Annotated in this window: 9 protein-coding genes; 2 read left to right on the top strand and 7 right to left on the bottom strand. The window is 69.6% G+C overall.

Annotated features, from left to right (window positions below; all coding sequences use genetic code 11):
* The 5 genes from ACOJUJ_RS11675 to ACOJUJ_RS11655 form a co-directional block, all read right to left on the bottom strand.
* Window positions 1-1992 (bottom strand): Tex family protein (locus ACOJUJ_RS11675; RefSeq protein ID WP_420127051.1); only part of this gene is annotated, 1992 nt, incomplete at its 3' end.
* Between the two features lie 493 nt (window positions 1993-2485).
* Window positions 2486-4540 carry a putative bifunctional diguanylate cyclase/phosphodiesterase gene (locus tag ACOJUJ_RS11670; protein WP_420127050.1) on the bottom strand — a complete coding sequence of 685 codons (2055 nt, stop codon included), beginning with the start codon at window positions 4538-4540 and terminating at the stop codon, window positions 2486-2488.
* A 351-nt stretch (window positions 4541-4891) separates the two neighbouring features.
* Window positions 4892-6424 (bottom strand): mercuric reductase, encoded by a 1533-nt coding sequence (locus ACOJUJ_RS11665; protein WP_420127049.1) that lies wholly within the window; start codon window positions 6422-6424, stop codon window positions 4892-4894.
* Between the two features lie 421 nt (window positions 6425-6845).
* The gene (locus ACOJUJ_RS11660) at window positions 6846-7460 is read right to left on the bottom strand and encodes a DUF47 domain-containing protein (protein ID WP_420127048.1); all 615 of its coding nucleotides are present in this window, start codon (window positions 7458-7460) and stop codon (window positions 6846-6848) included.
* Window positions 7461-7573: 113 nt separating this feature from the next.
* A complete protein-coding gene (locus ACOJUJ_RS11655; protein WP_420127047.1) occupies window positions 7574-8008 on the bottom strand; it encodes an OsmC family protein in 435 nt (144 codons plus the stop codon).
* 42 nt (window positions 8009-8050) lie between these two features.
* Between ACOJUJ_RS11655 and ACOJUJ_RS11650 the strand changes: the two genes are divergently transcribed.
* Entirely contained in the window at window positions 8051-8179 is a 129-nt protein-coding gene (locus ACOJUJ_RS11650) for a hypothetical protein (RefSeq protein WP_420127046.1), read from the top strand.
* Between the two features lie 38 nt (window positions 8180-8217).
* Here the strand turns inward: ACOJUJ_RS11650 and tnpA are convergent, their stop codons facing one another.
* Both tnpA and ACOJUJ_RS11640 read right to left on the bottom strand, forming a co-directional pair.
* Window positions 8218-8628 (bottom strand): IS200/IS605 family transposase, encoded by a 411-nt coding sequence (gene tnpA / locus ACOJUJ_RS11645; protein WP_420127045.1) that lies wholly within the window; start codon window positions 8626-8628, stop codon window positions 8218-8220.
* A 419-nt stretch (window positions 8629-9047) separates the two neighbouring features.
* The gene (locus ACOJUJ_RS11640; RefSeq protein WP_420127044.1) at window positions 9048-9926 is read right to left on the bottom strand and encodes an aldo/keto reductase; all 879 of its coding nucleotides are present in this window, start codon (window positions 9924-9926) and stop codon (window positions 9048-9050) included.
* 567 nt (window positions 9927-10493) lie between these two features.
* Between ACOJUJ_RS11640 and ACOJUJ_RS11635 the strand changes: the two genes are divergently transcribed.
* Window positions 10494-11195: carboxypeptidase regulatory-like domain-containing protein (locus ACOJUJ_RS11635; RefSeq protein ID WP_420127043.1), on the top strand; the 702-nt coding region annotated here is incomplete at its 3' end.

The following is an 11195-nucleotide window of genomic DNA, read 5'->3' as shown; positions in this document are numbered from 1 at the left end:
CTGGTGCACGCCAATGTCCACGAACGCGCCGAACGCGACCACGTTGGTCACCGTGCCCTGAAGCGACATCCCCTCGCGCAGGTCCTCGATGGAGTCGACGTCGTCGCGGAACGCCGGCGCCTCGAACTGCTCGCGCGGATCGCGGCCGGGCTTCTTGAGCTCGGCCACGATGTCTTCCAGCGTGGGAAGGCCCACGCCGTCGCCCAGGTACTTCTGCACGTCGATGCGGCCCACGGCGGCCTCGTTGCCCACCAGCGACGTCATGTCCACGGACAGGTCGCGGGCAATGCGCTCCACCAGCCCGTAGCGCTCCGGGTGCACGGCGCTGGCGTCCAGCGGGTGCGCGCCGCCGCGCACGCGAAGGAAGCCGGCGGCCTGCTCGTACGTCTTGGGCCCCAGGCCGCTCACCTTCTTGAGCAGCTCCGCGCGCGAGCGGAACGGCCCCGCCTCGTTGCGGTGCTGCACGATACGCTGCGCCACCGTGGGGCCAATGCCGGCCACGTACGAAAGCAGCGCCGGCGAGGCCGTGTTCAGTTCCACGCCCACGCGGTTCACGGCCGATTCCACCGTCTCGTCCAGGCGGCGCTTGAGGCGCGTCTGCGAGACGTCGTGCTGGTACTGGCCCACGCCGATGGACTTGGGATCGATCTTCACCAGCTCCGCCAGCGGGTCCTGCAGCCGCCGGGCGATGGAGACGGCCGAGCGCAGGGTAAGGTCCAGCTCCGGCAGCTCCTCTCGCGCCAGGTCCGACGCGGAGTAGACGGACGCGCCGGCCTCGTTCACCATCACCACGGCGGGGCGCACGTCCGCGGGGAGGTCGCGTCCGGCCTCCTTGGCCAGCTTGTCGCTTTCGCGGCTGGCCGTGCCGTTGCCCACCGCCACCAGCTCCACGCCGTGCTCCTGGACCAGCTTCGCCAGCTCGCGCCTGGCCCGGTCTTCCTGGTGCAGGTAGACCACGCCCGTGGCCAGCAGCGCGCCCGTGCTGCTGACGACGGCCAGCTTGCATCCCGTGCGGTAGCCGGGGTCCACGCCCAGCACCGTCCGGCCCCCGGCGGGCGGCTGCAGCAGCAGCGCCTCGAGGTTCTTGCCGAAGATGGCGATGGCTTCTTCGTCCGCGCGCGTCTTGAGCTCCATCCGCACCTCCACCTCCACGGAAGGCGAGATCAGGCGGCGGTACGCGTCGTCCACGGCGAGCCCCATCTGCTCCGGCGCGCGGTGTCCGTCCATGAACTTGCGGCGCAGGGCGCCGGTCAGCTCCTCGTCCGGGGCCAGGATGCGGGCCGTGAGGTAGCCTTCCGCCTCCCCGCGGCGCACCGCGAGGATGCGGTGGCTGGGCATGTCCCTGATGGGCCCGGAAAAGTCGTAGTAGTCCTGGAACTTGCTGACCTCGTTCTCCTTGCCGCGCGCTGCCTTGCTTTCCATCACGCCCCTGGCGCGCACCTGGTCGCGCACGTAGGCGCGCGCCGCCGCGTCCTCGCTCACCCGCTCGGCGATCACGTCGCGCGCGCCGGCCAGCGCGTCGTCCGCGGAGGCCACGCCCTTGTCCGCGTCCACGAAGCCGGCGGCCTGCGCGGCGAGCTGCGCGTCCGTCGTCTGCCCGGCCCACAGCGCCTCGGCCAGCGGGCCCAGGCCGCGCTCCAGGGCGATGGTGGCGCGGGTGCGGCGCTTGGGCTTGTAGGGCAGGTACAGGTCTTCCAGCGCGCTCTTGGTTTCCGCGCGGTCGATGGACGCCTTCAGCTCCGGCGTGAGCTTGCCCTGCTCGTCGATGGACTTGAGGATGGCGGCGCGGCGCTCGTCCAGCTCCGCCAGGTACTCGTGGCGGTCGCGGACGTCGCGAAGCTGCACCTCGTCCAGCTCGCCCGTCGCTTCCTTGCGGTAGCGCGCGACGAACGGAATGGTGTTGCCGGCCAGCAGCAGCTCCAGGGCGGCGGAAACCTGCGGCGCGCGAAGCCCCAGCTCCGCGGCGATCTTTTGAGCGTAGACGGAAGACAACGGGGGTACGAAGGTACGGGGTACGAAGGTACGAAAGTACGAAGGTACGAGGGGAGAAAACTACGATGAGGCGGGGGTGCGGTCTACTCTTGCGGATCGGGGCGGGGATGTTTCGGGTGGGGGGATACAGGAGATCGTGCAGGGAGGGAAGGATGGAGATGGGTCCTGGACATCGTGCCGGCGGCCTTGCCCGGGCGAATAAATTCGCGGCAACAACTACACGAAGTCCGCCTGCGCGGACTCGGCGGCATGGGCGTGTGCGGCGTTCCAGACATCCGTGCGTCCGCAACCGGGACAAGGTCCCTGCGTGGGCCACGCCGACGTGCGTGAAACGCCATCATCTCGACGAAACGATTGAACCCTCCCGCACCGAAACGGTGGAGAGGGTCCGATCCAACTCACGCACCAACGTACTTTCGTACCCCGTACTTTCGTACCCCGTACCCCGTACCCCGTACTTTCGTACCCTCGTACCCCGTACCCTCGTACCCCCTCACGCACTCAGCCGCTGCCTCCAGATCATGGCCCCTGCGGCGTCGCCGGCGACGGGGTGCGAAAAGCGGAAGCCCTGCGCGTACTCGCATCCCATCCCGCGCAGCGAATCCGCCTGCTCCGGCGTCTCCACGCCTTCGGCCACGGCGCGCATCCCCAGCGTCCTGGCCAGCACCAGGATGGTGCGGACGATCTGCTCCGTCTGCCCGTCGCCCAGCCGCATGATGAACGAGCGGTCCACCTTGAGCGTATCGATGGGAAAGCGGTGCAGGTAGCTGAGCGACGAGTAGCCGGTGCCAAAGTCGTCGATGCACAGGTCCACGCCCAGCGTCTTGAGCTCCTCCAGCGTGGCCGCCGCGCCCCCCGCGTCGCCCATCAGCAGGTTCTCGGTGATCTCCAGCTTGAGGAACGCCGCCGGCAGCTCCGTCTCGCGCAGCGCCTCCGCCACGTCCGACGCCAGCGCCGGATCCGCGAACTGGCGCGGTGACAGGTTGACGTTCACCGAAAGCGCCGCGCCGTAGCGGCGGTTCCAGTCGCGCATCTGGCGGCAGGCCTCGCGCAGCACCCAGCGGCCCAGGGGGACGATGAGCCCCGTCTCCTCGGCCGCGGAGATGAACTCCGACGGCTGCAGCAGCCCGCGCTCCGGGTGCCGCCACCGGGCCAGCGCCTCGAACCCCGCGATGCGCCCGTCCGCCAGCGACACGACCGGCTGGTACGCCAGCTCGAACTCCTCGCGGTCCACCGCGCCGCGCAGGTCCGTTTCCAGGTGCAGCCGTTGCAGCGCCGTGGCCTGCATGGTGGCGTCGAACATCTCGGTACCGGCGCGGCCGCGCTTCTTGGCGCGGTACATGGCCGTCTCGGCGTCACGCACCAGCACCTCGGCCGCCGCGCCGTCGCCCCCGCCCCCGATGCCGATGCTGGCCGAGGCGAACACCGCGCGCCCCTGCAGGTAAAACGGCTCGCGCATGGCCTCGTGCACCCGCTCCGCAACCGTCCGCGCCTCGGCGGGGTCGTTCAGCTCGTCCACCAGCACGCCAAAGACGTCCGCGCCCAGCCGCGCCACCGTGTCGGCCACGCGCAGTGCGCCCTCCAGCCGCCGCGCCACCCTGTCCAGCAGCAGGTCGCCCACCGCGTGGCCCAGCGAGTCGTTGACCACCTTGAACCCGTCCAGCCCCACGCACAGCACGGCGCAGCTGCGGCCCAGCCGCGACCCGCGCCGCAGCGCCAGCCCCACGCGGTCCAGCAGCAGCGTGCGGTTGGGAAGCCCGGTGAGCGCGTCGTGCAGCGCGTTGTGCAGCAGCAGCTCCTCGGCCACCTTGCGGTCCGTCACGTCGCTCAGGCTGCCGGCCACGCGCACCGCGGCGCCCTCCGGCCCCATGACCGCCACCGCGCGCACGTGCGTCCAGCGCCAGCCGCCGTCGCGGTGCCGCATGCGGTGCACGCTTTCCACGTACGGCCGCTCGCCGTTGCGCAGCAAGGCCAGCACCGTGCGCATGTGCTCCACGTCTTCGGGGTGAATGCGGTCCAGCCACTCGGCCGGGTCGTTCCCCACCTCGCCCTCGGCGTAGCCCAGCAGCGCCATCAGCCGCGGCGAGGGCGACAGGCGCCGCGCCCCGATGTCCCAGTCCCACAGTCCTTCGCTGGCCCCTTCCAGCGCCAGCGCGTACCGCTCCTCACCCTCACGCGAGCCGACATCCGCGTTCCGGCCGCTGGCGTCCTGCGTGTGGATGAGCACCACCGTCCCGCCCGTCCCCTCGATCGCCCGCAGCGTTTCGTCCACCCGCAGAACGCAGCCGTCCGCGCGCAGCTTGCGCAGGGCACGGCTCACGTCCGTCCCCGGCGCGGAGAGGGCGTCCGCGTGGGCGGCACAGGCGGCCGACCGGTCTTCGGGGTGGTAGAGGGTGGAGAACGCCACGCCCTCCAGCTCCTCGGGCGTGCGCCCCACCGCCTGGGCCGCCGCGCGGCTGGAGGCCAGAACGGTCCCCGCCGGCGAGACGGCGGCCAGCATGGCCGGCCCCTCGGTGAACCACGGACCCGCGTCGCGAAAGTCGGTCACGGATGGAATGGGCAGGCGCAGTGCACGGGCTCTCGTCGCGCGGGTCAAGACCGCCTCCCCCAACGGCGGCGCCGCACCATGGCCAGGTGCGGCGCGTTCGTCGCGCCGGAGAAAAAGGTCACGCGCCCAAACCCGCCGGGAGGCGTGGCTGGAGGAATCGTGGGCATGAATGGTAACCACCGCATGCAGGCGTATGCAACGCGCCAAAAACGGACATTCTCCACGCGAATCGCGCATCCGGAGCGGACGCATGGGCACGTAGAGGAATGCCGTCGTTGTGAAAACGTTTGCACAATGTAACGCGGGTGTCGGCTCGCGTACAGCGCGACCCGACACCCGCGGTCGCCGGAGTCAGCCGCGCGCGCGAAAGAACAGGCCGAACGCGCGTTTGGCCGTGGGCGTCAGCTTGCGGCGGTTCCAGGCATCCGCCGCCTTGCGCAGCACCTCGGCGCTGGTGGGGTACGGAAAGATGGTTTCGCCCAGCTTTCCCAGCCCCGTCCCCGCCGTCATGGCCTGCGTTACCTGGCTGATGATCTCGCCCGCGTGTTCCGCCACCAGCGTGGCGCCCAGGATGGTGTCGGATCCGGCTTTCAGGTGCACGCGAAAGAATCCCTCCGTGGTGCCGTCGGTCTTCGCGCGATCCGACTCGTGCATGGGGATGGTGATCGTCTCCACCTCCTCCCCCGCCTCCCTCACCTCGTCCGGCGCGATCCCCACGTGCGCCAGCTCCGGACTGGTGTACGTGCACCAGGGGATGATCAGATCCGTCGCCTTTCCCCGCCCGAAGAAGAGCGCGTTGCGCACCACCATCCGCGCCTGCGCGTCGGCCGCGTGGGTAAACTGAAAGCGCGACGCCACGTCGCCGATGGCGTAGACGTGGGGATTGCTGGTGCGCATCCGCTCGTCCACCGCCACCCCCTTCTTCTCGTACTCGATCCCCGCCTCCTCCAGCCCCAGCCCCTCCACGTTGGGCGCGCGCCCGGCCGCCACCAGCAGGTGCGAGGCGGTGATCTCGACGGATTCGCCGCCGCGGGTGACGCGGATCGTCTTCCCCGCCCCGCTCTCGCGTACGGAGTCGATGCGCGCGTCCGTCAGGATCTCCACCCCCTCTCTCCGCAGCGCCGTGGCCACGACCTCCGCCGCGTCGGCGTCGTCGTGCGGCAGGATGCGGGGCCCGGCGTCGATCACCGTCACCCGCGCGCCCAGGCGGACGAACGCCTGCGCCAGCTCGCACCCGATCGGCCCGCCGCCGATCACCGCCAGGTGCTCCGGCCGCTCCGTCAGCGAGAAGACGGTCTCGTTGGTGAGACAGGCGACGCGGTCGATGCCTTCGATCGGCGGGAGGGCGGCGCGGGCGCCGGTGGCGATCACCGCGCGATGGAAGCGCAGCCGCGTTCCATCCACCTCCACCGCGTCCTCCGCGACAAAGCGGCCGTCGCCCAGGAACACGTCCACGCCCAGCTCGTCGCGGAATCGCCTGGCGCCGTCCACGGGGCTGATGTCGGCGCGGATCCGCCGCATCCGCTCCATCACCGCCGCGAAGTCGCCGTCGCCGGACACGGCGGGCCCGTGATAGCGCTCCGCGGCGTCGCGCGCCCCCTGCCACGCGCGCGCGGCGGCAAGGATGGCTTTGGATGGCACGCATCCCACGTTCAGGCAGTCGCCGCCCATCAGCTCGCGTTCGATGAGCGCCACCTTTGCCCCCAGCGCCGCCGCGATCGCCGCCGTCACCAGCCCCGCCGTCCCCGCGCCGACGACGACCAGGTGGTAGCGGTCCTTCGGCTCCGGATTGGACCACGCGGGCGGATGCACGTTCTCCAGCAGCCGCCGGTTGTGCGCGTCCAGCGGCTGCACCGCCGCGATCGAGGTGGGATCGTGCGCCATCAGTGTCCCCGGCGTGCCGTGTGAAAAACGAGAACCCCTCCCGGCAAAGTGCGCCGCGGGAGGGGGATCATGCAAATGGTGGGGCTAAACCAGCAGCGTCGTTAGATACTCATACTGAATCCCGCTGTTCAATGTGCACTCGATCCCGCATCATGGAAAAGACTTGTCTCACACGGGGTCAACGGGGTCAACGGAGTCAACGGTAAAGATCAAAACCGTTGACCCCGTTCACCCCGTGTGAGATGCCCTGTTCTGGAAGTGCAACTGGTGTTCACCCGGATTCGCCACGAGTGCACAACGAACCGTAAAAACGGCATCACTCTTTGGCCGGCGCGTGCGGGGCCGCGCACGCGGACATTGCGTTGTCCCAGCCGCGAAGTGAATTCGCCCCAGGGGAGACGCTGAGGCACCCGCCCCTTCATCACCCCCGGTTGTCGAGGACGATGCCGTCCAGCTCATGGTCCATGGCGCGGCACTGCTCCACGGCCCGGTCCAGCTCGTCGTAGACTTCCTTCCAGCGCAGCACCTCCAGCGGGTCCGGGTGGCCGGCGAACAGCGCCTCGATGGACCTGGCGTAGATGTCGCGCGCCTCGTCGTTCAGCTGCTCCATCTCTTCGCAGCGCGCCGTGGGATAGTCGCGCTGGCGAAAGCTGCCGACGGTGGTCTCGATGCACACCGCGGCGCGCACCAGCACGGCGGACATCTGCAGGGCCCCGGGCGGCGTGGCGCCCAGGTGCAGCGTGCGGGTGCGGTGCGCCGCGTCGTTGAAGCGGTGGACGGTGTCGCCCAGCATGGAAGCCACGCGGTGCACGTCCTCGCGCGGCAGCGGTGTCACGGGCACGTCCTCGATCTCGGCGACCACCCTGTCGCGCAGTTCCGACGCCTCGGCGGCATGCCTCGCAAGCGCCTCCAGGAAATCACCGGAGCGCTCCGGGTGCGAAAAGAGCTGGTCCAGCAGCTTCGCCGCCTTGTGGATGTGGCTGGCCAGTTCGGAAAACTGTTCGTAGAACCACCTCGAATGCGCGAATACGCTCACGGACGGTCTCCGGAGGTGGGGAGCGAGAGGGCAGGAGCGGAAGGGAACGCAAGCATCATGCGGCGGCCTGCGCGGCGGGCGTCCGCGCAACGCTCCCGGGAGGAGGGCGGCGCTCAGACGGTCTGGGCCGCGACCACGTTGATGCCGCGCTCCAGCGTCTGCTTTACGGGGCAGCGGTCGGCGATCTGCGTCAGGCGCTCGCGCATCTCGTCGGTAAGGGGGCCTTCCAGCTCCAGCTCGCGCTCGATCTGGTTGAGGCCCACGTGCCTGGTCGCGCAATCCACGCAGTCCTTTGCGTGCGAGCGGGATTGCCGCAGGCGCACCGTCACCCCTTCCAGCGGCCAGCCCTTGCGGTCGGCGTACATCCGCAGCGTCATGGCCGTGCACGCGCCGATGGAGCCCAGCAGCAGGTCATACGGCGTGGGCGCGTCCCCCGCACCCCCTACCTCCGCCGGCTCGTCCACCACCAGCGTCTGCCCTCCCGCCACGATCTCCGTACGGTACTTCTCCTGCCCGATGCGGCTGACTACCTCGCCGTTGTCGCTCATGGTGCTTGCTCCCGCGGATTCGTGGGTGGTTCTCCGGAGCGAATGATTATCGTCGCGGATCAAACGAGGTTCGCGCCGTCCGTCTCCCGTATCGAACAGATTCGTGCCGTCCCGCTGGAGCGAATGAATTCGCCGCTGGAAATTCGCGAAGTCCGCCTTCGCGGACTGTGAGTTCACGTTCCTCGCGCATCCCGCTCCACCGTGGTACGTCAGGGCTCCGCATCCGGATAGATGGTGCCGTCGCGATGGTGCTCCTCCTGGCGGCGCAGGTATTCCTGCACCCGCGGAACTGCGCGGCGCGACACGGACGAGGCGCTGTATCCACCCTGCCACTTGAATCCGCACGGCAGCACCTCGTGATTCGCGAGGTGGGATGAGGATCCCTTGAGCTGCTTCACCAGCGTCGCAATGGACACGGTTGCCGGAAGCCGCAGCAGCACGTGCACGTGGTCCTCGATCCCACCAATCTCGATGATCTCTGCTTTCAGCCTCGCCGCTTCCTCACGCATGCAGAGGTACACGCGCGGGCGAACATCAGGCGTAAGCAGCGGCGCCCGGTCCCACGTTGCCCAGACGATGTGAAGGTAGACATCCACCCGGCTCGAGTGATTGATCCCCATCCCGTTCCTCCCAATCCAAAGCCGCACTAACGTCGGAACGGATAGAATCTGGACGAACGGAGCGGATGTCAAGAACCACATCCACGAATGTGCCGACGCATGGTTCCTGGCCAGGCACAGAGATGTCAGCCTTGTAGTCCACGAAGGTGGACTTTGCGCCTTTCCAGCGGCGAATTCATTCGCTCCAGCGAGCCGACACATCGTTCCCGGCCAGGCGCGGAGATGCCAGCCCTGCAGTCCACGGAGGTGGACTTTGCGCCTTTCCAGCGGCGAATTCATTCGCTCCAGCGAGCCGACACATCGTTCCCGGCCAGGCACAGAGATGCCAGCCCTGTAGTCCACGAAGGTGGACTTTGCGCCCCTCCAGCGGCGAATTTATTCGCTCCAGCGGACGGCACGACCGCCCACGGCGGCGCTCCTCACTCCTCCTCCGCGCCCTCCGCAATCTGCTCGAACTCCTCGTCGGTCAGTTCCAGGGTGGCGGCGGCGACGTTCTCGTCCAGGTGCGCGACCCTGGAGGTGCCGGGGATGGGGAGCATCACCGGCGAGCGGCGCAGCAGCCACGCGAGCGCCACCTGCGACGGCGCCGCACCCAGGCGCTTCGCCGCGTCGGCCAGCGGGCCACCCGCATCGGCCAGCTTGCCCACGGCGAGCGGGAACCAGGGAATGAAGCCGATCCCCTGCGCCTCGCAGTGGTCCAGCACGCCCTCCCACTCGCGGTCGGCGACGTTGTAGCGGTTCTGCACGGTGGTGATGGGGACGATGCGGCGCGCCTCCTCGATCTGCTCCACGGTGACCTCGCTGAGGCCGGCGTGGCGGATCTTGCCCTCGGCGATCAGGTCCGACATCAGTCCGAACTGGTCCTCCGCCGCCACCTTTTCGTCGATGCGGTGCAGCTGCCACAGGTCGATCGCCTCTACCCGCAGCCGGCGCAGGCTGGCCTCGCAGGTGGCGCGGAGGTGTTTGGGATGGCCGTTGGTGACCCACTGGTCGGGCCCGGTGCGCTCAAATCCGCCCTTGGTGGCGATCACCAGGTCGGCGGGATACGGATGCAGCGCCTCGGCGATCAGCTCCTCGCTCACGTTGGGTCCGTACGAATCCGCCGTGTCGATCAGGTTGATTCCCAGCTCCACCGTGCGCCGCAACACGCGGATGCTTTCCTCGCGGTCCTCCGGCGGCCCCCACACCCCCTTGCCGGTAATGCGCATCGCCCCGAAGCCCAGGCGATAGACCTCCAGCTCTCCCCCGATGCGGAAGGTTCCGCTCGCCGCCACCGCATCTCCATTCCCCTGCGCCATCCCCATCCCTCCGTTCCCGTGTCGTTCTTTCCACCGCGGCCATCGCGGCCCACTCCGCACAATGGCACCCGGAGCACCGCGTGGAAAGGGCCGCGTGCGTACCCACACCTGCCGACGGCCGACGGATCGCGGTGCGGCGACATCCATCGAACTGCGCCCGACGGGGTGCCCCTCCCCCGGCCCCTCCCCGTTCGTTCCTCACGGAGAGGGGAGAATTCGATCCCGCTGCGACGATTCGCCTACCGCAACCTCATCCGGAGCACGCCATCCCCCCCCCCGCACCACCCCACCCCCCAAGCGGGGGGAGGGGTCGACCGCCGTGGCGAGGAACGAGCAAAAGGCCGGTCGGGGGAGAGGGCCCGAGGGTCGCGCCGCCCCCGGCTCCATCAGCCACCACTCCCTTGTCACCCGTTCACCCGTTCACGAACCAACCTCCGCCCAACGTTTCGGCCTCCGAGACTGTCACCCCTGCGGACGATGAACACCGGGCGGCGCGCGACGTGCGAGGCCCGGCCGTCCGCCTGAATCGCCGCCCTGCGGGTGGCCGTAACCGACCGAAGCAGAATGATGACGCGGTTCTCGAAGTCATATCCTGGATGGTTTGCCGCGCTGGCCGCGGCACTGGCCTTTGCCGCCCCCGCGGCGGCGCAGAACGGTACCGTTACCGGCACCGTGGTGGAGTCGCCGTCCGGCAGGCCGCTCCCCGCCGTCAACGTGACCCTGCGCGCGCCGGGTGACACCTCCGCCGTGGCGGGGGCCAACACCGACGCGGCCGGGCGCTTCCGCATTGTCGCGGCGCCGGGCACGTACACGCTGCAGGCGTCGCGGATCGGCTACGGCAGCGCGCGGCGGACGGGGGTCGCCGTGACCGCCGGCGGCACCAGCGACGTGGGGAACGTGGAGCTGGCCGCGGCCACGCTGCTGCTGGAAGAGGTGCAGGTGCGCACCGAGGCCGCCACCGCCATCGTCGCGGCCGACCGCACCATCTACAGCACGCGCGACATGCCCGTGGCGTCCGGCGGCATGGCCACCGACGTGCTGCGCAGCGTGCCGGAGCTGGAGGTGGACGTGAACGGCGGGGTGCAGCTGCGCGGCACCTCGGCGCAGATCTACCTGAACGGCCGGCCCGCGCCCATGCAGGGCGAGTCGCTGGAGCTGTTCCTTCAGCAGTTCCCCGCCGACCGCATCGACCGGGTGGAGGTGATCCCCAACCCCTCCGCGCGCTTCGAGGCCGAGGGGGCGGGCGGCATCGTCAACATCGTCCTCAAG

Origin of the sequence: Longimicrobium sp., from assembly GCF_048594345.1 — a bacterium.
Taxonomy (GTDB): Bacteria; Gemmatimonadota; Gemmatimonadetes; order Longimicrobiales; family Longimicrobiaceae; genus Longimicrobium.
The sequence above is the reverse complement of the archived record's forward strand: the minus strand, read 5'-3'. Positions and strand labels throughout refer to the sequence as shown.